General features: G+C 52.2%; 20 protein-coding genes and 3 tRNA genes. 21 read left to right on the top strand and 2 right to left on the bottom strand.

From position 1 onward, the window contains the following. Positions 1-206: 206 nt before the first annotated feature. Positions 207-292: transfer RNA gene (locus AC1RSM_RS01220), tRNA-Leu, on the bottom strand. 1,111 nt (positions 293-1,403) lie between these two features. Between AC1RSM_RS01220 and AC1RSM_RS01225 the strand changes: the two genes are divergently transcribed. The 3 genes from AC1RSM_RS01225 (at position 1,404) to AC1RSM_RS01235 (ending at position 3,029) form a co-directional block, all read left to right on the top strand. Beyond that, complete coding sequence (locus AC1RSM_RS01225; RefSeq protein ID WP_492928684.1) at positions 1,404-1,910, top strand: hypothetical protein; 507 nt, start codon at positions 1,404-1,406, stop codon at positions 1,908-1,910. A gap of 15 nt (positions 1,911-1,925) precedes the next feature. After that, positions 1,926-2,720: a hypothetical protein gene (locus AC1RSM_RS01230; protein WP_492928686.1), complete on the top strand. Its 795-nt coding sequence runs from the start codon at positions 1,926-1,928 to the stop codon at positions 2,718-2,720. A 117-nt stretch (positions 2,721-2,837) separates the two neighbouring features. Next, the gene (locus AC1RSM_RS01235) at positions 2,838-3,029 is read left to right on the top strand and encodes a hypothetical protein (RefSeq protein ID WP_492928689.1); all 192 of its coding nucleotides are present in this window, start codon (positions 2,838-2,840) and stop codon (positions 3,027-3,029) included. A 665-nt stretch (positions 3,030-3,694) separates the two neighbouring features. Here the strand turns inward: AC1RSM_RS01235 and AC1RSM_RS01240 are convergent. Then, positions 3,695-3,784, bottom strand: a tRNA-Ser gene (locus AC1RSM_RS01240). Positions 3,785-4,015: 231 nt separating this feature from the next. Between AC1RSM_RS01240 and AC1RSM_RS01245 the strand changes: the two genes are divergently transcribed. The 18 genes from AC1RSM_RS01245 (at position 4,016) to AC1RSM_RS01330 (ending at position 22,381) form a co-directional block, all read left to right on the top strand. Further along, positions 4,016-4,990 (top strand): NAD(P)H-quinone oxidoreductase, encoded by a 975-nt coding sequence (locus AC1RSM_RS01245; RefSeq protein WP_492928691.1) that lies wholly within the window; start codon positions 4,016-4,018, stop codon positions 4,988-4,990. Between the two features lie 159 nt (positions 4,991-5,149). Continuing rightward, positions 5,150-5,890 (top strand): triose-phosphate isomerase, encoded by a 741-nt coding sequence (tpiA, locus tag AC1RSM_RS01250; RefSeq protein WP_492928693.1) that lies wholly within the window; start codon positions 5,150-5,152, stop codon positions 5,888-5,890. Between the two features lie 18 nt (positions 5,891-5,908). Beyond that, complete coding sequence (gene secG, locus AC1RSM_RS01255; protein ID WP_492928695.1) at positions 5,909-6,319, top strand: preprotein translocase subunit SecG; 411 nt, start codon at positions 5,909-5,911, stop codon at positions 6,317-6,319. Between the two features lie 219 nt (positions 6,320-6,538). Beyond that, a tRNA-Leu gene (locus tag AC1RSM_RS01260) sits at positions 6,539-6,623 on the top strand. 618 nt (positions 6,624-7,241) lie between these two features. Then, a complete protein-coding gene (locus AC1RSM_RS01265) occupies positions 7,242-8,453 on the top strand; it encodes a porin (protein WP_492928697.1) in 1,212 nt (403 codons plus the stop codon). Positions 8,454-9,197: 744 nt separating this feature from the next. Beyond that, positions 9,198-9,557, top strand: coding sequence for an NADH-quinone oxidoreductase subunit A (locus AC1RSM_RS01270; RefSeq protein WP_189391140.1), 360 nt, complete (start codon positions 9,198-9,200; stop codon positions 9,555-9,557). Between the two features lie 146 nt (positions 9,558-9,703). Further along, a complete protein-coding gene (locus tag AC1RSM_RS01275) occupies positions 9,704-10,180 on the top strand; it encodes a NuoB/complex I 20 kDa subunit family protein (RefSeq protein WP_003801059.1) in 477 nt (158 codons plus the stop codon). Between the two features lie 26 nt (positions 10,181-10,206). After that, complete coding sequence (locus tag AC1RSM_RS01280) at positions 10,207-10,818, top strand: NADH-quinone oxidoreductase subunit C (RefSeq protein WP_492928703.1); 612 nt, start codon at positions 10,207-10,209, stop codon at positions 10,816-10,818. 5 nt (positions 10,819-10,823) lie between these two features. Beyond that, positions 10,824-12,077, top strand: a complete 1,254-nt coding sequence (locus AC1RSM_RS01285) for an NADH-quinone oxidoreductase subunit D (protein WP_492928705.1) — start codon at positions 10,824-10,826, stop codon at positions 12,075-12,077. Between the two features lie 29 nt (positions 12,078-12,106). Beyond that, positions 12,107-12,601 (top strand): NADH-quinone oxidoreductase subunit NuoE, encoded by a 495-nt coding sequence (gene nuoE, locus AC1RSM_RS01290; RefSeq protein ID WP_492928708.1) that lies wholly within the window; start codon positions 12,107-12,109, stop codon positions 12,599-12,601. Then, on the top strand, positions 12,598-13,965 hold the full coding sequence (nuoF, locus tag AC1RSM_RS01295) for an NADH-quinone oxidoreductase subunit NuoF (protein WP_492928710.1): 1,368 nt from the start codon (positions 12,598-12,600) through the stop codon (positions 13,963-13,965). The genes nuoE and nuoF overlap by 4 nt, the downstream gene beginning before the upstream one ends. Positions 13,966-13,979: 14 nt before the next feature. Then, entirely contained in the window at positions 13,980-16,310 is a 2,331-nt protein-coding gene (nuoG, locus tag AC1RSM_RS01300; RefSeq protein WP_492928712.1) for an NADH-quinone oxidoreductase subunit NuoG, read from the top strand. Between the two features lies 1 nt (position 16,311). Continuing rightward, positions 16,312-17,385, top strand: a complete 1,074-nt coding sequence (nuoH, locus tag AC1RSM_RS01305; RefSeq protein WP_492928713.1) for an NADH-quinone oxidoreductase subunit NuoH — start codon at positions 16,312-16,314, stop codon at positions 17,383-17,385. A gap of 17 nt (positions 17,386-17,402) precedes the next feature. Continuing rightward, positions 17,403-17,891 carry an NADH-quinone oxidoreductase subunit NuoI gene (gene nuoI, locus AC1RSM_RS01310; protein WP_189391133.1) on the top strand — a complete coding sequence of 163 codons (489 nt, stop codon included), beginning with the start codon at positions 17,403-17,405 and terminating at the stop codon, positions 17,889-17,891. An 18-nt stretch (positions 17,892-17,909) separates the two neighbouring features. Then, on the top strand, positions 17,910-18,551 hold the full coding sequence (locus AC1RSM_RS01315) for an NADH-quinone oxidoreductase subunit J (protein WP_492928715.1): 642 nt from the start codon (positions 17,910-17,912) through the stop codon (positions 18,549-18,551). Between the two features lie 2 nt (positions 18,552-18,553). Next, positions 18,554-18,862, top strand: coding sequence for an NADH-quinone oxidoreductase subunit NuoK (nuoK, locus tag AC1RSM_RS01320; protein ID WP_207875778.1), 309 nt, complete (start codon positions 18,554-18,556; stop codon positions 18,860-18,862). Positions 18,863-18,877: 15 nt separating this feature from the next. Beyond that, positions 18,878-20,881: an NADH-quinone oxidoreductase subunit L gene (gene nuoL, locus AC1RSM_RS01325; RefSeq protein ID WP_492928716.1), complete on the top strand. Its 2,004-nt coding sequence runs from the start codon at positions 18,878-18,880 to the stop codon at positions 20,879-20,881. Between the two features lie 12 nt (positions 20,882-20,893). Beyond that, positions 20,894-22,381 carry an NADH-quinone oxidoreductase subunit M gene (locus AC1RSM_RS01330; RefSeq protein WP_492928718.1) on the top strand — a complete coding sequence of 496 codons (1,488 nt, stop codon included), beginning with the start codon at positions 20,894-20,896 and terminating at the stop codon, positions 22,379-22,381. Positions 22,382-22,388: the final 7 nt, after the last annotated feature.

The following is a 22,388-nucleotide window of genomic DNA, read 5'->3' on the forward strand; positions in this document are numbered from 1 at the left end:
GTAGGGTCGAGTGTTACTTGAGTCGCCACCTGAGGGCCTTGTAGCTGCTCGTGGCGCATGCGGGCCTGTTTGGCGCTAACTGCCGCAAAGGCTCGGTATGGCTATGGGCATTAAATGGCAGCAATCAGGCCATCAACTAGCTTTTAGGAGTGGGGCGAGGCCATTGATTCGATTTTTATACTTATAGATCAATGGGCTTCAAGCTGTGGTGCATCCAGCCGGAATCGAACCGGCACGATCAAAGATCGAGGGATTTTAAGTCCCTTGCGTCTACCAATTCCGCCATGGATGCAGCGGGTATCTTGGCGAAAGTGATGAGATTAGCACCAGCTTTCACACAACACCAATAAAATCAATCGATTAACATCGGCTGAGCCAAGCATTATGGCACAGTTCTTTCGCATAATGCAAACTTGAAATCATCTAGTGCTCAGATTTAGTATAAGTCGCCTTTAATCAATAGCATGCGTATTGAACCCCTTATATTGAGTCACTTCGCCTAGTCTCTGGCAGGTGGCGGTTTGCTCAGCAGGCTGCTTAACAATTGCCCCATGGTTCTATGCGTTGATCTTGGCTGCTAAGCCGAATACGCCTTCTGTTTGTGAGTGCTTGGCGCTACACACTCTACGAGGACTTGTTCCTACACCTTGAGGGAGAGGGAGAAGTATGGCGTCACAACGCCCGTTTTTTTTGGGTGAGCCCAGCTAAAAATAGCGAACGACTTATTTTGGTATCGACCAAAAACAGGGTGGAATGGGTTGGGAGAATATGCTGATGAGTCGACGTACCATTGATACCATCAGCCTCGAGTTATTGAAATCAGTCGTGCTGATAAATACCAACCCTGCTAATGATAAAAAATACTAGAAACACCTATAAGCACTGTGATGTCTAATTATTGCTAGTACCTAATTATGATGTTTGGAATTTTTGGAAAATTTGATAAAAATATTTTCGTTTTTTAGGTGTTTTATGTAAATTCTAAAGTAAATAAAAAGCGAGGCGTTTCGCTAGTGAACCAATATATAAGAGCTGTTTATGAGAAACGGCTTTATAGAACGGATCTGATTGATAGGTTTTTTATATTAGAGCGTTGCATCTAATGCGAGGAAATTGTTTAGATCGATAAGCCAGAAAAATTTTCCCGAGGAATCCAGTTTTTTTATTTTTTGTTCAAATTTGGAGAATGCTAACTTTTTGATTAATTCTACCGTCAACTAGCAAAGATCGGAGGCGAGCTTGGGGTTGGTAGTGATATTTACAAGCTCTTGAGCCAAGGTTCTGGAATAGCCGAGTGCACAACTATAAGGGCGAGAAGTCGCCACTTCTGTATGTGTATCTACTAAAAATATCGCATGACAATCCTTCCCCCTTCATGCATATAGGCAGTACCCCGTTAACGTATGGAGTTATTTGAAATATACGTCCAAAAGTCTTTGCTTGTTTCTGTGGCCGCTATATTGATGTCGACTGCTGATATGGTTTATGCAGGGACGTTCGTAACGGTAACTTTCAAGAATCTGGATGCTGAGGCAGCAAACTCCACAATAGCTACTGTGAGTGAATCAAGTACGCATGCAACAATAAGCCCTAAGCCTGCATCAATAGGGAACCTATTTAATTCTGACACCTACAGAGTTCAGAGCAACGTTAGCGCCAATGGAAATGCTGCACTAGTTCGTTATAGGATGGGAAATCGCCCGCTGGGTGGAAAAGAGCGCACGTTCAGTACGACCTATGTCAACATGATCGGTCCAGGTGGGAGCATGACGCCCCAGTGGAGTAAAAATGCTAACGAATCTGCGGTGTTTAGCGGATTAATGGTTAGTGGCGATACACCTAAGCGTATGGCTCGAGAGTTTGTCGTGGAACTTCCAGAGAATATATTTAAAAAAATTGCAAGAGTCTAAAATGGATAAGTTGCTATGAATATTATTAATACTGCTAAGACGGTAGTTGAAGTTCAAAGCGATCTGCTCACAGATAGCGCTATAAAACGGGAATCGAATGGTATCGCACCATCCTCTCCGGCGACAAATGCGGCCGCAAGCACAAGCAAGAAAATAGTAGATTTTTCATCATTTGCTCAACAGTTGAGCGAGGCGGAGAGTCGTGCATTTACTCGAGAAATCAGCCTGACTCGTCAGGAACTCGCCATAAAAGGCAAACATATTGTTAATAAAATTGTTGGATCTGATTATTGGGCCAATAGAAAAATTCACGATGCTGAGGTCCCTAAAACCGGCGATCCTTTGCATTTAGCACGCGCACAGCAATCAACTGCTTTTATAAATCGTGAAGGCCCCAATCCTTTCAAGGGAATGAGCCGTGAACAACTCTCCCTTATTGCTTATGACGAAAGTGGAATATTCACTGTGAACGAGCGCCATGCCGCCTGGAGTGAGGCCTATGATCAAGACCAAGTGCAGAAAAGAATAGTTGTAGCAAAAATGAATGAAGAATATAACCGCACTGGTAAAGTCGTTGACTCCCTTATTGATTTGCTTAATTTTTATAAATCGATGCCAGCCATTGATCGAGTTATACAAATTCCAGCTGATTATGAAGCGAAATTGACATATCACGTTCTCACAGGTGGCATTACTGAATCGCTGGAGGATTTCTCTTCTCTATGGGGGCTGGACGCTAAGTTGAATGTTAGTCAGCTAAGCGAAAGAGAGGAGATGAGCTATGTATCCCAAACATCTTTTAACCGGTGATTGTGAATTTATATTAAAGCCTTTGATGTCCTGAGCTTGATAGGCTGAAAACGCTGATGCGCTGGTTGAGCCAAGTGTGTGAGGTTGATAACAACTACGAGGACAGAAAGAAAGCGTATGCCTGGAACACTCGGCACGAGCCTGATTAGTTTGCAGGGAGTCTCACATGGATACATCATGGGCGCGTCCATGCAGCCTGTCTTGCACAATGTGACGCTATCTATTCATGCGGGCCATGACGCGCAACCGAATCATTGGATTTGTATTTCAGAGTTCCAATCTTCTGCCAAGGCTTACTACTTTGGATAAGGTGGCCTTGCCTTTGTTGTATCGTGGCGCTTCGCGTAATGTGACGCGCTATGTTGGCGTTGCTGAGTATTGCGGTAGGTTGTGCGGCGGTGGTGGTGCTGATGAATATAGGCCATGACGCTCAGCTTGAGACTATGAGTATCTTTAGGGGTATGGGCCGTGATTTGCTCGTAGCTAGTGTGCAGATGCTTATGGGCAGCCAATTTGACTCACGGATGCCCCCTATTGAACTGACACAATCGCATTGCGCAGAACGGTGTATGACATCCAAGCAGCCGCAGCAATGGTTTTAGCAAACACACAAACACAGATGGGCGGACAGACAGTTAGCGCGATGGTACTGGGTAGCAGCGCTGAACTGGGTGTGGTGCTCGGCTTTTAGGTGCTGGACCAAGAAGTAATCCGTCCTGTGAATCAGGTCTAAGGATTTGGATCGTTCTAGGTCGGTATGGCCGGCCGATTGCTGACATTCTTTAACACCAGTGATGTTCTTTTGGTGCGCTGAGGGCGGCAGGCGCACATATCAATGGCGAGAATATCTTGGCGGTGAAAATACTATGGCACTCATAATTGTTGATTCATATAGGCATGGTTTTTTGCATGCCTATCACCTAAGTAACCTCATAAAAAAGGGACTATAGGAAAATCTACAACTTATGGGGTTTTGGCGGAAGCGGTGAGATTCGAACTCACGGATGGGTTACCCCATCGCCGGTTTTCAAGACCGGTCCATTCAACCGCTCTGGCACGCTTCCTATCAATTTTGCTTATCCCCTGGCTAGTCGCGATGGCAAAAAGCTTTGCGGCCAGGAAAGCCTTAAAGTGTAACGTATAAAATTGCCAGCGTCATGGAAATAATGCGTTTTCTCTGCAGGAATAGGGCATCTGTGGCGGGTGCCTATGATAGATTGCACCTGGTACGGCTGCTTACCTTATCTATAGGGTGCGGGCAGGCCGAGGAAATGAATTTGATATCTGGAGTGAATATGCGAGCAGTTGAAATCACTGAGTTCGGAAAACCGGAGGTATTGCGCGTTGCTGATCGGCCTATGCCGCAAACCGGGCCAGGGGAAGTGCTGGTTAAGGTTTTGGCGGCTGGCGTGAATCGCCCCGATGTTCTGCAGCGAGCTGGTGCGTATCCTCCCCCTGCCGGCGCGTCTGATATTCCCGGCTTGGAGTTGGCGGGTGAGATCGTATCCGGTGATGTGCAGGGCAGCCCTTTCAAAGTTGGTGATCAGGTCTGCGCTTTGGTAACGGGTGGCGGCTACGCAGAGTATTGCGTGGTCCCAGTGCAGCAGTGCTTGCCTATTCCTGCTGGTTTCAGCTTGATCGAGGCCGCCGGTTTGCCAGAGACTTTCTTTACCGTCTGGAGCAACGTCTTTGATCGTGGCCAGTTGAGCAAAGGAGAAACTTTGCTGGTGCATGGCGGAGCGAGTGGCATTGGAACGACAGCGATCCAACTGGCCGTCGCCTTGGGGCATACGGTGTATGCCACGGCGGGTAGCGACGAACGTGTTGAGGCTATTAATCGTCTGGGCGGGATTGGCATCAACTACAAAACTGAAGTTTATGAGGATGTCATCAAGAGCAAAACCGACGGTCATGGTGTTGATGTCATTCTGGATATGGTCTCGGGCGACTATATCAATCGAGACCTTACCTGCTTGGCTGACGATGGCCGCATCGTCATTATTGCTTTGCTGGGTGGGGTGAAAGCCACTATTAATTGTGGGGAAATCCTGCGACGCCGTTTGACGATTACGGGCTCGACCTTAAGGTCTCGTTCGGTGGAGTTCAAGGGGCAATTGGCTCAGTCTTTGCGCGAGCGCGTTTGGCCATTGCTGGAGGCGGGGCAGGTTCGGCCTTTGATTCACGCCACTTTTCCGCTGGAGCAGGCTTGCGATGCGCATGCCATGATGGAGGCGGGTGAACAGGTGGGCAAGATCATTCTTGTTCCCTAAAAGCAGCAGGGGGTGGCTTAGCCACCCTTTTTCTTTGGAGTTTCAAAGGAATTTTCAGCTAAATGCGCGCGAAATGGATTGGCTCGCGCTACAATAGCCGGTTAGCTGCGCCTGGATTGTAGGCGTTGGTGTAACTTTTTGACTGGCATCAAGGGAGCAATGAGCGTACATTCTTCGCGTAAACGACTGGTTGCGGGCAATTGGAAATTAAATGGCTCGCTCGATGGCAACAGCCGTCTTCTGCAAGAACTGATCGTTCAGCCTGATGCGCAGGCAGATTGTGATGTAGTGGTCTGTGTTCCGTATGTGTATGTGTCCCAGGTGGCAGATATCTTGAAGGACTCGGCAATTGCAGTCGGTGCCCAAGATATCAGCGTACATGCCAAAGGTGCTTATACCGGCGAAATCTCGGGCGCTATGCTGGCTGATGTGGGTTGTCGCTGGGTTATTGTCGGGCACTCCGAGCGTAGGCAGTATCATCAGGAAAGTAGCGCTTTGGTTGCTGCAAAAGTTGTCGCCGCACTGGATGCGGGTTTAAGTCCTATTGTTTGTATTGGTGAGCAACTAGCCGATCGCCAAGCTGGGCAAGAGACCTGTGTGGTGCAAGATCAGTTGGAGCCTATCAAGGCTCTGGGAAAAGTAATAGTGTCCAGGTTGGTGGTGGCTTATGAGCCGGTTTGGGCGATTGGTACGGGTTTGACGGCAACGCCGGAGCAGGCCCAGCAAATGCATCAGCAGATTCGTGCGTATATGGGATCGGATCAGTTGCGCATTCTGTACGGTGGTAGTGTGAAAGCGGATAATGCCGCTGAGCTGTTCGCCATGCCGGATATTGATGGTGCCTTGGTGGGTGGTGCATCTTTGGATGCGCAGGAATTTTTACGTATTGTGGCCGCTTAAAGGGTCTGGAGTCTTTAAATGCAAGATTGGATGTCTTCCGTTCTGATGGCGGTGCAGGTTATCTCCTCGCTGTTGATTATTGGTCTGGTGCTTCTGCAGCAAGGTAAGGGCGCTGATATGGGCTCTGCTTTTGGTGGTGGCTCTGCGGGTAGTGTGTTTGGTGCAGCGGGTGCGGCCAACTTTTTGTCTCGTATGACCAAGTGGGCAGCCATCATCTTTTTTGTTTCTACTGGTGGTCTGGCTTGGGTGGCTCACCATCCTGCTCAGAAAGCAGATGCGGGTGTGATGCAAGGCTTTGAGTCGTCAGTGCCAGGCGGCGCTCCATCTGGTGCGGCTTCGGTTCCTGCTCCTGCAGCAGCTGTGCCATCCTCTGTTCCTTCAGCAGCACCTGAGAATCAGGAAGCTCCAGCAGTGCCTGACGCAAAATAAGTCGCTATTTGATCTTCTGGTCTGTTTTGCTTCTCTTATATAGAGGTGCTCATCAAAACAGGTCCGAATCAGGTAAAACAAAGCCCGCCTTGATGGTGGGCTTTGTTTATTGAGCGGTGTTTGTCTCCAATAAGGCTTGGTGGCGGCTTTTTTGGGTGTTTTGGGCGGTTTCGTGCTGACAGTCCTGCTTTTCTCATGCTAATATCGCTGTCTTGATTTGCCGACGTGGTGGAATTGGTAGACACGCTATCTTGAGGGGGTAGTGGCGAAAGCTGTACGAGTTCGAGTCTCGTCGTCGGCACCAAGCGAATCTCGGAAGAGTGCTCTGTATACAGAGCCCGGGAATGAAACCTGATCCTGAAAAGGGCGGGTTTTTTTTTCGTCTATTTTTGGGTTTTGTTCGCTTTCTAATAAATTGTGTGGAGACTTAATTTAAAGGTCCTTATTAAGTGTTTAGGTGCCGTTAAATTTTGGGCGTGCCGCTCCCTTACACTTTGGGATGTATTCTCACTATATGAGAATGGTGGCTTTTGGGCGGGGTGGACTGAAAATGCGGGTTTCGGGGTGCGCGAGCTTGTTTGAGCTTTTGCGCTTAAAACGGAATCTGTTCTTATCTCTTAAAAGATCAGTGTTGACGACCCTTTGTTGTGCAGACTTAAAGCAAGTTCTTAAGAGGTGTCGGTGTTTGGCTTGCTAAACCGTGTTGTTGGCGAAAGCCGCCTGCAAAGCGCCTAGAAGTGGGTTTTTGTTGTGTATAGCCAACAGGCTGTGCACAAAGATTCACGATTCCGAAGGCTTTCGTAGTCAAGCGACGGGAATTTTGATGCAATATCGTTAACTTCCCATCGCGGAGTTAGAAAGAGCAGCAGCACTGTTGTAGTTGGGCTGCTCTGATTTACTCAAATCTACGGAGATTTCTTACATGAAAAAGACTCTGCTCGCTGCTGCTCTGATGGCCGGCTTCGCTGGCGTCGCACACGCAGAAACGTCTGTCACCCTGTACGGTATTCTGGACGCTGGTATCGGTTACCAAAAAGTTAAAGGCACTGATGGTTACGCTCAACGAGCCAACGAGCCAGAACTTAACTCCAAGCGTACTGGTTTGATCAACGGCATTCAGTCCGGTAACCGTTGGGGCCTGAAAGGTTCCGAAGATCTGGGCGATGGTCTGCGCGCTGTATTTGTTCTGGAAAGCGGCTTTGATCTGGGTACTGGTAACTCGGCTCAAGGTGGCCGTCTGTTCGGTCGTCAAGCCACTCTGGGTCTGGCTGGTGACAGCTGGGGTCAACTGGACTTCGGTCGTCAAACCAACATCTCGTCCAAGTACTTGAGCGCTGTTGCTGATCCATTTGGCGGTGGCTTCGATCAGGCTAACATCGGTGGTGCATTCACTGCAGCTAACACCGTTCGTTACGACAACATGGTCATGTACCAAACCCCTAACTTCTCCGGCTTCCAGTTCGGCGTTGGCTACTCCTTCAATGGTGATGGCAAACAGGCTTGGGACAAAGATCTGACTGTTTATGATGTTTCCACCGGTACTAATATTACTGGCAACAACAAAGATTTGAACCGTCAAGCAGTTACTGCTGGTCTGCGTTACGCGAATGGCCCAGTCGGTCTGGCTGTGTCCTACGATCAAATCCGTAAGCGTGGTATTTCGTTCAACAGCAATGCTGATCGTTTCGAATACAACGACGGCGGTGATTCCACAGTTAAGTCTTGGAACATTGGCGGTAGCTACGACTTTGAGGTTGTGAAGGCCTACTTGGCTTTCGGTCAAACTCGTGACGGCCTGTTCGAAGGTCAAACTTTTGGTGAGTTGAACAAGCAAGTTGGTCTGGGTAAAGGCCTGAAGGTTAATTCCTACTTGGTTGGTTTGTCTGCACCTGTTGGCGCCGGTACCATCATGGGTTCCTGGACGATGGCTGATCCCCGTTCGGCTCCAAACACATTGTCTGATAGCAATGGCCCATGGGAAATGAAGAAGCAGCATACTTACAGCCTGGGTTACAGCCACCCACTGAGCAAGCGCACGAACGTGTACGCAATTGGCTCCTACGCCAAGAACGTGTACTTCATGCCTGATGCTAAGTCCACACTGATCGGTGTTGGTCTGCGTCACCAGTTCTAATCGTTTCGCGTAGCTTGTCTGCGCGTTGTGATAAGCCAGCTCTCGGGCTGGCTTGAACTGAGGAAGTATAAAAAGCCATCCTTCGGGGTGGCTTTTTTATTGCCCGCTTTTTTGTGGTTCTTTATTCCTTCGGTGTGGCTGGGGTGCATGGATTAATGGTGCAGGCTTATATGCTTGCCGCTATATCGGCTGTCTTTTAGTCTTCTTGATCGATGGGGTGCCTCTTTGACTCCTGGGTTGATGATGGGCTGTGACACAGCAGGGGTTGATAGCGGTATTGTGGTGGCTTTGATGTGGTGGCGGTGGTGGTGTGATCGATTAGTCGATTCGCTTTCTGCTTTGGTGGATCTTGGGGAAGTCTCGGACATATGCCGCTGTGCTGCTTGTTTTCTTCGGTCTTGAGTGTGGTGCTCAATAACCGTTCCAAGTCGTTACGCTCCCGTTCCGACCACTTGGTCTTGTTCGTCTTGCTTACAAAATAAGCGGAAAAAATCACGCTCTCGCTTCTAAAGGCTGACATTTTGCTTACAAAAGCGGGTAAGATAATCATTAGCTTCTTGGAATCGCAACCCTGAATAATCTAAATAATCAATAGTTGAAGGGTTTTTGGTCAGGTAGCTGACAGTTTTTGCTGCATGGGTGCAACACCCGCGCATAGATGTAATGGTTTGGGGTTATCCCCCAAAACTGTGCTCTCAAAATGCTACAATCCAAGAGTTTATTTACTGCGATTGGATGCTTTGCATGAACCTGCAAGAGTACTTTCCCGTTTTGCTATTTATCATCGTCGCCACTGGGATTGGCTTGGCACTGCTTTTGGTTGGTCGAGTGTTAGGTCCAAACCGCCCCGACCCTGAAAAGCTCTCTCCTTACGAATGCGGTTTTGAGGCATTCGGCGATTCGCGCATGAAGGTGGACATTCGTTACTACCTGATCGCGATTCTGTTCATCATGTTCGATCTGGAAATCGCTTTTCTGTTTCCCTGGGCTATGGCCAATGGGACAGTAGGCCTGGTCGGCTTCTGGACGGTGATGGCGTTTTTGGCCGTTTTGACGGTCGGTTTTATCTACGAATGGAAAAAAGGCGCTCTGGATTGGGAATAACCCATCCATAGAGAACTCTTACAGGGGTTTTCGCGTCTGCTGCTGGACATAAGGGGCACGAGGATGCGTCTTGATGACAGCGGGTTTGGTCAGCAACAGGATAGGCCGGGTCTTCCCAGTGCCTGATCCGGCAAAAGGCAACTACTATGGCTATCGACGGCATTCTCAAAGAAGGTTTTGTGACAACCAGTGCAGACAAGTTTCTGAACTGGGCAAAAACAGGGTCTATGTGGCCCATGACATTTGGTCTGGCCTGTTGTGCAGTGGAAATGATGCACGCGGGTGCAGCTCGTTATGACCTGGACCAATTTGGCATTATTTTCCGCCCCAGCCCTCGTCAATCTGACTTGATGATTGTGGCAGGCACGCTGTGCAACAAGATGGCGCCCGCCTTGCGTAAGGTGTACGACCAGATGGCCGAGCCGCGCTGGGTGGTCTCCATGGGCTCCTGTGCCAACGGTGGTGGCTACTACCATTACTCCTACTCGGTGGTGCGCGGCTGTGACCGCATCGTGCCAGTAGACGTGTATGTGCCTGGCTGTCCTCCGACCGCTGAAGCCTTGGTTTACGGTTTGCTGCAAATGCAAAACAAGATCCGTTTGACCAATACCATCGCACGCTGAACGGTTAGAACAGGCTAAACAAGACTATGACACGGCTAGAAAATTTAAAAACGAACCTGCTCTCCATCCTGGGTGAACAGGCTGCGTTGACGCAAGCGCTCAATGAGCTCACTTTGGAAGTGCCAGTTGATGCATGGGTCGATACCTGCACCTTGCTGCGCGACCACGCTGACCTGCGCTTTGAGACCTGTATAGATTTGTGCGGAATTGATTATTCCGCTTGGAAAGCGCCGACGTACCAGGCAGCAGCGGGCCAGTTTCCCCATCGCTTTGCGGTTGTGCTGCACTTGATGTCCTTGAAGCACAACTGGCGCCTGCGTGTGCGCTGCTTTGTGCCTAATGACGACTTTCCCGCTTTGCCGACCCTGTTTGAGGTCTGGCCTTCGGTGAACTGGTTCGAGCGCGAAGCGTTTGACCTGTACGGCATTATTTTTGAGAACCACCCTGATCTGCGTCGCATCCTGACTGACTACGGTTTCATCGGTCATCCTTTCCGCAAAGACTTCCCCATCTCCGGCTACGTCGAAATGCGTTATGACACCGAGCAGAAGCGGGTCATTTACCAGCCCGTCACCATCGAACCGCGTGAAATCACGCCACGAGTGGTGCGCGAGGACGATTACGGAATTGGGCGATAAGCATCATGGCAGAAATTCAAAACTACACCCTGAACTTTGGTCCTCAGCACCCAGCCGCACACGGTGTGTTGCGCCTGGTGCTTGAACTGGACGGCGAAGTCATTCAGCGTGCTGACCCCCATATTGGTCTGTTGCACCGTGCCACTGAGAAGTTGGCCGAACACCGCACTTACTTGCAAGCCTTGCCTTACATGGATCGTCTGGATTATGTGTCCATGATGGTCAATGAGCATGCTTACTGCATGGCTGTAGAGCGTCTGATCGGTGTCGAGGTGCCGTTGCGTGGTCAGTACATCCGCGTCATGTTTGACGAGATCACACGCATTCTGAATCACCTGATGTCGGTGGGTTCGCATGCGCTGGACGTGGGCGCCATGGCCGTGTTCTTGTACGCCTTTCGTGAACGCGAAGACCTGATGGACTGCTACGAAGCGGTTTCTGGTGCTCGTTTGCACGCGGCTTACTACCGTCCTGGTGGTGTCTACCGCGACTTGCCTGAGACCATGCCTCAGTACAAGGCCAATAAATATCGTTCCGACAAAGAACTGAAAGCCATGAACGAAGCTCGTTCAGGCTCTTTGCTGGATTTCATCGAAGACTTCACCAATCGCTTCCCCGCCTGCGTGGACGAATACGAGACCCTGCTGACCGATAACCGTATCTGGAAGCAGCGTCTGGTAGGTGTGGGCGTTGTCTCCCCAGAACGCGCCATGGCTTTGGGCTTTACCGGCCCCATGCTGCGTGGCTCGGGTGTGGAGTGGGATTTGCGCAAGATGCAGCCCTACGAAGTCTACGATCGCGTTGATTTTGATGTTCCCGTGGGCCGTAACGGCGACTCCTATGACCGCTACCTGGTCCGCATTGCTGAAATGCGCGAGAGTAACCGCATCATTCGTCAGTGTGTGCAGTGGCTGCGTAACAACCCCGGCCCTGTCATCACGGATAACCACAAAGTGGCACCGCCTTCGCGTGAACGCATGAAAACCGGGATGGAGGACTTGATCCACCATTTCAAACTGTTCTCCGAAGGTATGCACGTGCCAACCGGCGAAGTGTATGCCGGCGTGGAGCATCCAAAGGGCGAGTTTGGCATTTATATGGTTTCTGACGGTGGTAACAAGCCTTACCGCATGAAGATCCGTGCTCCGGGCTTCGTCCACTTGCAGGCCCTCGATGAAATGAGCCGCGGTCACATGATTGCTGACGCGGTCACAATCATCGGCACGCAGGACATTGTGTTTGGCGAGATCGACCGTTAAGGTCGCGCCTGGAAAAACGGAACCGAATTATGTTGCTTTCCGAAAAAGCCTACCAACAGATTGATAAGGAACTGAGTAAGTTCCCGGCAGATCAAGGTCGTTCTGCCATCATGGCCTCTTTGGCCATCGCCCAGCAGGAAAAAGGCTGGGTGTCGCCTGAAATTATCGAGGATGTTGCCAAATACATTGGCGTGGAGCCCATTGCTGTTCAGGAGGTCGCGACCTTCTACAACATGTTCCACACCAAGCCTGTTGGCCGCGTCACGATTTCTGTATGTACGAACCTGCCCTGTGCGCTGCGTGACGGTGTCAAGGCAGGTGAATACCTGAAAGAAAAATTGGGTATCGAATACGGTGAAACCACGGCTGACGGCCAGTTCTCCCTGATTATGGGTGAGTGCATGGGCTCATGTGGTGATTCGCCCGTCATGTTGCTGAACAACCAGCACATGTGCGTGCGTATGGAAGCCGAGCGCATTGATGCCATGCTCGAAGAATTGAAGACACACGGAGAATCGGCATGATTGCACCGGACATTCTGCGTAAGTTCGCACAGGGATTGGAACCTAACCCTGGTGGCGATCTGTCGCGCAGCATGATTTTTCATGATCGCCACATCCAGCCACAGATTCTTGCTGGTTTGAACGGCGATAACTGGGGCCTGGAAGAGTACGTCAAGCGCGGTGGCTACGAAGCCCTGCGTAAAGTCTTGACCACTGGCATGAAGCCTGAGGACGTGATTGCTGAAGTCAAAACTTCGGCTTTGCGTGGTCGTGGTGGTGCAGGTTTCCCTTCGGGTTTGAAGTGGAGCTTTATGCCCCGCACATTGCCAGGTCAAAAGTACCTGGTGTGCAACTCTGACGAGGGCGAGCCCGGCACCTTTAAAGACCGCGATATTCTGCGCTTTAACCCGCATATCGTGATCGAAGGCATGGCGATTGCTGCCTACGCGATGGGCATTACTGTGGGCTACAACTATATCCACGGTGAAGTGTTCGAGATTTATCAGCGTTTTGAAGAAGCGCTGGAGCAAGCTCGTGCAGCTGGCTTCCTGGGTGACAATATCCTGGGCTCGGACTTTAACTTCCAGCTACATGCGTTCCATGGTTACGGCGCCTACATTTGCGGTGAAGAAACCGCATTGCTGGAGTCTCTGGAAGGCAAGAAGGGGCAGCCACGCTTCAAGCCGCCATTCCCCGCCAGCTTTGGTCTGTACGGCAAGCCCACTACCATCAATAACACCGAAACTTTTGCGGCTGTTCCCTGGATTTTGCGCAATAGCGGTCAGGAATACCTGGAAGTCGGTATTCCTAACGCAGGTGGTACCAAGATCTTCTCCATTACTGGCGACGTAGAGCGTCCCGGTAACTACGAAGTGCCACTGGGTACTCCATTTGCCACTCTGCTGGAGTTGGCCGGTGGCATGCGCGATGGTCGCAAACTGAAAGCAGTGATTCCCGGTGGTTCCAGCTCGCCCGTTTTGCCAGCTGACATCATCATGGCGACCAATCTGGACTATGACTCCATCGCCAAGGCCGGCTCCATGCTGGGTTCCGGTGCCGTCATCGTGATGGATGAGACCCGCTGCATGGTGAAGTCCTTGCTGCGCCTGTCATATTTTTACTATCACGAAAGCTGCGGCCAATGTACGCCGTGCCGGGAAGGTACTGGCTGGTTGTGGCGCATGGTGCATCGTATCGAGAACGGTCAGGGTCGTGCTGAAGACCTGGACATGCTCGATGACATCGCACAGAACATCATGGGCCGCACTATTTGCGCCCTGGGTGACGCTGCTGCCATGCCGGTGCGCAGTTTCGTTAAGCATTTCCGCGACGAGTTCGCACACCACATCGAGCATAAAGGCTGTGTGGTGCCTCAATATTTGTAGGCCAGGACAACGTAATGGTAGAACTCACCATCGATGGCATTAAAGTTGACGCCCCGGAAGGCAGCATGGTCATTCAGGCTGCCCATGACGCCGGGGTCTACGTGCCGCACTTCTGTTATCACAAAAAACTGAGTATTGCCGCCAACTGCCGCATGTGTTTGGTAGACGTGGAAAAAGCACCCAAGCCTTTGCCTGCTTGTGCCACCCCCGTCACCAACGGCATGGTTGTGCGTACTCGTTCGGAAAAAGCCATTGCCGCTCAAAAAAGCGTCATGGAATTTCTGCTGATCAACCACCCTCTGGATTGCCCCGTATGCGACCAGGGTGGTGAGTGTCAGCTGCAGGATCTGGCCGTGGGTTACGGTAGCTCCGAGTCGCGCTACAAGGAAGAAAAGCGCGTTGTAGCCGCCAAGTCCATGGGCCCGCTGATCTCCACTGAAGCCATGCAGCGTTGCATTCATTGCACCCGCTGTGTGCGTACTGGCGAAGAGATCGCCGGTGTTCAAGAGGTTGGTATGCTCAACCGCGGCGAACACGCCGAAATCACTACCTTCGTGGGTCGTGCAGTCGAGTCCGAGCTGTCGGGCAATATGATTGACGTCTGCCCAGTGGGTGCTTTGCTCTCCAAGCCATTCCGCTTCAATGCCCGTACCTGGGAATTGGCCCGTCGTCGCAGCGTTAGCCCGCACGACAGCGTGGGTGCCAACCTGGTGCTGCAAGCCAAGATGGACAAAGTGCTGCGTGTCGTGCCTTTCGAGAACGAAGAAGTCAACGAGTGCTGGATCAGCGACCGTGACCGTTTCTCTTACGAAGGCCTGTACACCGAAGACCGTTTGACTCGCCCCATGGTGCGTGGTGATGACGGTCAGTGGCGTGAGTCCTCCTGGAACGACGCCATGCAAACTATTGTTGCTGGCATGAATGCCGTGCGCGAAAAGTTTGGTGCCGATCAGCTGGGCTGTATTGGTTCGGCGACTTCCACCACAGAAGAACTGGCTTTGCTGGCTCGTCTGGGTCGTGCTTTGGGTACTGAAAACGTGGACTTCCGTCTGCGTCAGACCGATGCGCGTTTGGATGGCGCTCTGGCCGGTGTACCTTGGCTGGGCATGCCGTTGACGGCTCTGAACGAGCTGGATCGTGTTCTGGTCGTCGGTTCGTTCCTGCGTAAAGATCATCCTTTGATGGCTCAGCGTCTGCGTCAGGCCGTCAAACGCGGTGCTCAAGTTTCCTTTATTGATTCGGCTGCCGATAATCCATTGTTCAATGCGATTGCTGGCCGCATCACTGTGGCTCCTAGCCAGTTGGCCAACTCCTTGGCTCAGGTTCTGGTGGCCGTTGCCAAAGCCAAAGACGCTGCCGTTCCTGCTGGTCTGGAAGGCGTGCAAGTGTCTGCCCAGGCTCAGCAAATTGCTGACAGCCTGGCCTCGGGCGAGCGTGTGGCCATTCTGCTGGGCAATATGGCCGTTAATTCGGATCAAGCCAGTGTGATTGCTGCGAACGCCAATGCCATTGCACAGGCAAGCGGCGGCAAGCTGGGCTTCTTGACTGCCGGTGGTAACACGGTTGGTGGTTACCTGGCCAATGCTGTTCCCGGCAAGGGCGGTTTGACTGCTGAGCAAATGCTGGCTCAAACCCTGCGTGCTTATCTGGTTCTGAACGTCGAGCCTGCGCTGGACAGCGATCTGGGTGAACGTGCTGTTGAAACGCTGAAGTCCGCAACCTTCTCGGTGGCACTGACCTCCTATCGTTCCGCTGCTGAGCAGTGGGCCGATGTCATGCTGCCTGTGTCGCCTTTCACTGAAACCTCCGGCACTTTTGTGAATGCCGAAGGCCGTGTGCAAAGCTTCAAGGGTGCTGCCGCTCCGGTAGGCGATACACGTCCAGGCTGGAAAGTCTTGCGTGTGCTGGGCAACTTGTTCCAGCTGGATGGCTTTGACGATGAAACCTCCGAATCGGTTCGTGACTCTGTCATGGCTGCCGGCGTGGAATCGCGTCTGTCCAACCAGATTAATCTGGCTGCCAGCGTATTGCCTGAGGGCAGTGGTCTGGAGCGTGTGGCCGATGTACCTATTTACCGTAGTGATGCGCTGGTGCGCCGTTCGGCTCCTTTGCAGCAAACGCCTGCATCGGCAGCGCCAACGGCTCGCATGGCTGCCGCAACGTTGACTCAGTTGGGTCTGGCCGATGGCGATCTGGTGAAGGTTCGTTCTTCGCAAGGTGAAATCAGCCTGCCTGCGCAGTTGGATGACACCGTGGCCTTGAACTCGGTGCGTGTTGCCACCGCTTTTTCTGAAACTGCCGCTTTGGGTAGCGCATTCGGTCAATTGACAGTGGAGCGTGCGTAACATGGATTTCCTCTCTACCATCAATAGCTACGGTACGGACCTGTTGGGTCCCACCGCCTGGTATGTGGTGTGGACGCTGCTGAAGGTTGTCGCGATTGCGGTACCTGTCATTTTGTGTGTGGCCTACCTGACGTACTGGGAACGCAAGATGATTGGCTTCATGCACTCCCGCTTGGGACCGACCCGTGTCGGTTACCGCGGTTTGCTGCAGCCTTTTGCTGACGTTTTCAAACTGCTGACCAAAGAGCTGATCATTCCGGCGCAATCCAACAAGGTCCTGTACCTGTTGGCTCCGGTGGTCACCTTGATGCCTGCTTTGGCCGCCTGGGCTGTGATTCCTTTCAGCCCAGAAGTGGTTTTGTCCGACATTAATGCAGGTCTGCTCTACATCCTGGCGATTACTTCGCTGGGTGTGTACGGTGTGATCGTGGCGGGTTGGGCGTCCAACTCCAAGTACGCTTTGCTGGGTGGTCTGCGTGCAGCCGCTCAGGTTCTGTCCTACGAACTGGCCATTGGCTTTGTCCTGATTACGGTGTTGCTGGTTTCCGGCACACTGAACCTGTCGGGCATTGTGGTGGGTCAGACTCAGGGCTACTTTGCGGACAAGGGCTTGAACTTCCTTTCCTGGAACTGGCTGCCTCTGCTGCCACTGTTTGTGATCTACGTTATTTCCGCTGTTGCTGAAACCAACCGTCACCCGTTTGACGTGGTGGAAGGCGAGTCGGAAATTGTGGCTGGTCCCATGGTGGAGTATTCCGGTACCGGTTTTGCTCTGTTCTTCCTGGGCGAATATGCCAACATGATTTTCTTGTCGGCACTGGCGTCCATCATGTTCTTGGGTGGTTGGACTCCGATTGTCGAGTTCGCTCCCTTTACCTGGATTCCGGGGTGGCTGTGGCTGGGTCTGAAGACCTTCGTCGTGGTCTCCATGTTCATCTGGTTCCGTGCGACTTTCCCACGTTACCGCTATGACCAGATCATGCGCTTGGGTTGGAAAGTATTTATCCCGCTGACCGGTGTTTGGCTGGTTATTGTGGCGATCTGGATGCAGACGCCCTGGAACATCTGGCATTAAGGCTAAGGGGCAAAATTATGGAAGCAATCAAAGATTTCTTTGGCAGCCTGATGCTGTCCGAGATGCTCAAAGGCATGCGCCTGACGGGGAAGTATTTCTTCAAGCGTAAAGTTACGCTGCGCTATCCCGTTGAAACCACGCCTACTTCGCCACGTTTTCGCGGTCTGCACGCTTTGCGTCGCTACGAGAACGGCGAAGAGCGTTGCATCGCGTGCAAACTGTGCGAAGCAGTATGTCCAGCCATGGCCATCTCGATCGAGTCGGCAGAACGCGAGGACGGCACGCGCCGCACCACGCGTTACGACATCGATCTGGCCAAGTGCATTTTCTGTGGTTTCTGTGAAGAAAGCTGCCCGGTCGATTCGATCGTGGAAACGCACATTCACGAATACCACGGTGAGAAGCGCGGCGATTTGTACTACACCAAGGACATGCTGCTGGCTATCGGTGACCGCTACGAAGACGAGATCGCTCGTCGTCGTGCCGCAGACGCACCTTATCGCTAAGGCCGGAGCTCTACACTCATGTTATTTACTACTGTTCTGTTTTATGTGTTGGCACTGGTGATGGTGGTGGCCGCGTATCGCGTGATCGCCGCCAAGAACCCAGTTACGGCCGTATTGCATTTGATTCTGGTGTTTTTCACGGCAGCCATGCTGTGGATCACGATGGGCGCCGAGTTCCTGGGCCTGTTGCTGGTAGTGGTCTACGTCGGCGCTGTGATGGTGATGTTCCTGTTCGTCATCATGATGCTGGACGTGCGTCAGGAATCCGCTGCCAAGAAGTTCAAGGCTCACGTGCCAATGGGGCTGTTGATCGGCGCCATCATGGTTCTGGAAATGGGCTTTGTGCTGACCAAGCTGTGGTTCACAACCGCTCCCGCTGCTGCTTTGCCTGCTGACTACAACAACACTCGCGTGATTGGCGAATTGATGTACTCCCAGTATGTCCTGGCCGTGTTGCTGGGTGGCATTGTGCTGCTGGTTGGCATGGTCTCGGCCATTGCCCTGACCCTGCGTAAACGCGAGGGTGTCAAACGCACCGTATCGAGCGAGCAAGTCAAGGTTCGCGCCTCCGATCGCCTGCGTATGGTCTCTATTCCTTCTCAAACCGAAAAGCCGTCGGTGTCCAGTTCGGCTGACGCTGTCGTGCCAGGAGACAAATGATGATGACGCTGACGCTTGCGCACTATTTGGTCCTGGGCGCTGTGCTGTTCACGATTGGCCTGTTTGGCTTTTTTCTGAACCGTCGCAACCTGATTATCTTGTTAATGTCGGTTGAGCTGATTTTGTTGTCAGCCAACATTAATTTCGTGGCCTTTTCCACGTGGATGGGCAATGAGGCAGGTCAGGTGTTTGTCTTTTTCGTCCTGACGGTCGCTGCGGCCGAGGCGGCCATTGGTCTTGCAATTTTGGTTCTGTTGTTCCGTAACCTTAATTCGATCAATGTCCAGGATCTCGACCAGCTCAAGGGTTGATGGGATAGCACACTAATGAACTCCATAAATCTTTACTTAACGATTGCGCTTGCCCCCTTGGTGGGCTCCGCGCTGGCCGGTTTGTTCGGTACCGGCTTTCTGGGCCGCTTTATCGGCAAGACGGGCGCTCATCTGCTGACTATTGCTGGCGTGCTGATTTCTTTTATCGGCTCGGTAGTGGTGTTGATGCAGGTGCTGGAAGGCCAGACCTTTAACGGTCCGGTCTACACCTGGATCACTATCGGCAGTGCTCAGTGGGATATCGGTTTCCTGATCGATAAGCTGACTGCGCTGATGATGGTGGTGGTCACTTCCGTGTCCCTGATGGTGCATATTTACACCATCGGCTACATGAAAGATGACCCAGGCTACCAGCGCTTTTTCTCCTACATCTCCCTGTTTACCTTCTCGATGCTGATGCTGGTCATGTCTAACAACATGCTGCAGCTGTTCTTCGGTTGGGAAGCAGTGGGTCTGGTGTCCTACCTGCTGATCGGTTTCTGGTACGAGCGCAAGACGGCCATTTTTGCCAACATGAAGGCCTTCTTGGTCAACCGTGTGGGTGACTTCGGTTTTGCTCTGGGTATTGGTCTGCTCTATGCCTACACCGGCTCCATGAACTACAGCGACGTGTTCGCCAAGGTTCAGGAACTGAGCACCATGACATTCCCCGGTACCGACTGGCAGTTGCTGACCGTTGCTGCCCTGGCCCTGTTCGTGGGTGCCATGGGTAAATCGGCTCAGGTGCCTTTGCACAGCTGGTTGCCAGATTCCATGGAAGGTCCAACTCCTATCTCCGCACTGATTCACGCGGCGACCATGGTGACGGCCGGTATCTTCATGGTGGCTCGTTTCTCGCCTGTCTTTGAACAGTCCACCACTGCGCTGTCCTTCATCATTGTGATTGGTGCAACCGGTGCCTTGTTCCTGGGTCTGCTGGGTATCATCCAGAACGACGTCAAGCGTGTTGTGGCGTACTCCACCTTGTCCCAGTTGGGTTACATGACGGTGGCATTGGGTGCGTCGGCTTACTCGGCCGCTGTGTTCCACCTGATGACACACGCTTTCTTCAAAGCCTTGTTGTTCCTGGGCGCCGGTTCCGTGATTATCGGTATGCACCACGATCAGGACATCCGCAATATGGGTGGACTGCGCAAGTACATGCCTATTACCTGGCTGACCTTCCTGATCGGTACGCTGGCTCTGGTCGGTACACCGTTCTTCTCGGGCTTTTACTCGAAAGAGCACATCATTGAAGCCGCTGGCGAAGCAGGCATCTGGGGTTCTACCTATGCTTACTACGCCACCCTGATTGGTGTGTTCGTTACCTCGCTGTACTCGTTCCGTCTGTATTTCCTGGTGTTCCACGGTAAAGAACGTTTCCGTGACGTCAAACACGACGAGCACCATGGTCATGACGAGCATCACGCACCTGGCGGTGATCCTCACGAGTCGCCTTGGGTTGTTACGCTGCCTTTGGTTCTGCTGGCCATTCCGTCGATCTTTGCCGGTATCTGGTTTGTCGATCCCTTGCTGTTCGGTGGCTACTTTGAAGGCATCGTAACGGTTCTGCCCGATCATCCTGCTATGGCAACTCTGGCCAGTCACTGGACTGACTGGATGGCTTACGCCATACACGGCTTTGGCACATTGCCATTCTGGCTGGTTGTCGCTGGTGCTGTGGTCGCCTGGTACATGTACCTGGTTAACCCCGCCTTGCCTGCAGCTATCAAAAAGAACTGCTCTTTTATCTACCGTATCCTGGAGAACAAGTACTACGTTGATTGGTTCAACGAACAAGTGCTGTCTCGTGGCGTTCGTTGCCTGGGTACGGGCCTCTGGAAAGGTGCTGACCGCGGTCTGATTGATGGACTGATGGTCAACGGTAGTGCGCGCGTGGTGGGCTGGGTGGCTGCAATTAGCCGTCACCTTCAGTCTGGCTATGTCTACCACTACGCCTTTGCCATGATCCTTGGGATTCTGGCGCTCTTAACCTTTTTTGTACTGACGGTTCGGTAAATGGCTAGCGATATGGCGTCTTCTACTCTTCCTTGGTTAACGCTGGCGATTTTTGTACCTATCGTCGCTGGCCTGTTGGTGCTGGCTCTGGGGCGCGATGACCGTCCCACCTTCACCCGCTGGCTGGCTCTGCTTGGTTCAATTGCTGGTTTAATTGTCACTATTCCTCTGTACACGGGCTTTAATCCCGGCACGGCCGACATGCAGTTTGTCGAGCTGGCTCCCTGGATTGATGCCTTCAAGGTGAATTACCACCTTGGCGTGGACGGTATTTCCATGTGGTTTGTATTGCTGACCGCCTTCATCACCGTGATTGTGGTGCTGGCGGGCTGGCAGGTCATTACCAGCCGCGTGGCGCAGTACATGGGGGCTTTCCTGATCCTGTCGGGCCTGATGGTCGGCGTTTTCGCCGCACTGGATGGCTTGCTGTTCTACGTGTTTTTTGAAGCCACACTGATTCCGATGTATTTGATCATCGGTATCTGGGGCGGTCCGAACCGTGTGTATGCATCGGTCAAGTTCTTCTTGTACACCTTGCTCGGTTCTCTGCTGACCCTGATTGCCTTCATCTACCTGTGGAATGTGTCCGGCGGTACCTTCGATATCCTGACCTGGCATAAAGTGCCGCTGGATTACACCACTCAGGTGCTGATCTTTGCTGCCTTGTTCATGGCTTTTGCTGTGAAAGTGCCGATGTGGCCTGTCCATACCTGGTTGCCAGATGCTCACGTGGAAGCACCTACCGGTGGTTCCGTGGTGCTGGCCGCCATCATGTTGAAGCTGGGTGCTTACGGTTTCCTGCGCTTTTCCCTGCCTATCGCTCCTGACGCGTCGCAAGGTCTGGCTGGAATCATTATTGCCCTGTCCCTGGTCGCGGTGATCTACATTGGTCTGGTCGCTATCGTTCAGGACGACATGAAAAAGCTGGTGGCTTACTCCTCTGTGGCTCACATGGGTTTTGTCACACTGGGCTTTTTCGTCTTCAACACCACGGGTATGGAAGGCGCGATCATGCAAATGATCTCGCACGGTTTTGTTTCCGGTGCCATGTTCCTGTGTATTGGTGTGTTGTATGACCGCCTGCATAGCCGTCAAATCGCCGATTACGGCGGTGTGGTCAAGGTTATGCCGCGCTTTGTCACCTTCTTTGTGCTGTTTTCGATGGCCAACAGTGGCTTGCCTGGCACCAGTGGCTTTATCGGTGAGTTCACCGTCATCATGGGCGCGGTTGAATACAACTTCTGGATTGGTCTGTTGACAGCAACAGCGCTGATCACGGGTGCTTCTTACTCGCTGTGGATGCTCAAGCGCGTGGCCTTTGGCCCCGTGGGTAACGACAAAGTTGCCGGCATGAGCGATCTGAGCGGCCGTGAGTTCTTCGTTCTTGGCGTAATGGCGATTGCGGTGCTGGGCATGGGTGTCTATCCCAAGCCATTCACCGAGGTCATGCACGTTTCGGTTGAAGCGCTGCTGCAACACGTCTCCATCTCGAAACTGTAGGCCGAAT

The sequence above is a fragment of the Alcaligenes sp. GW821-FHT11D07 genome (assembly GCF_058808495.1).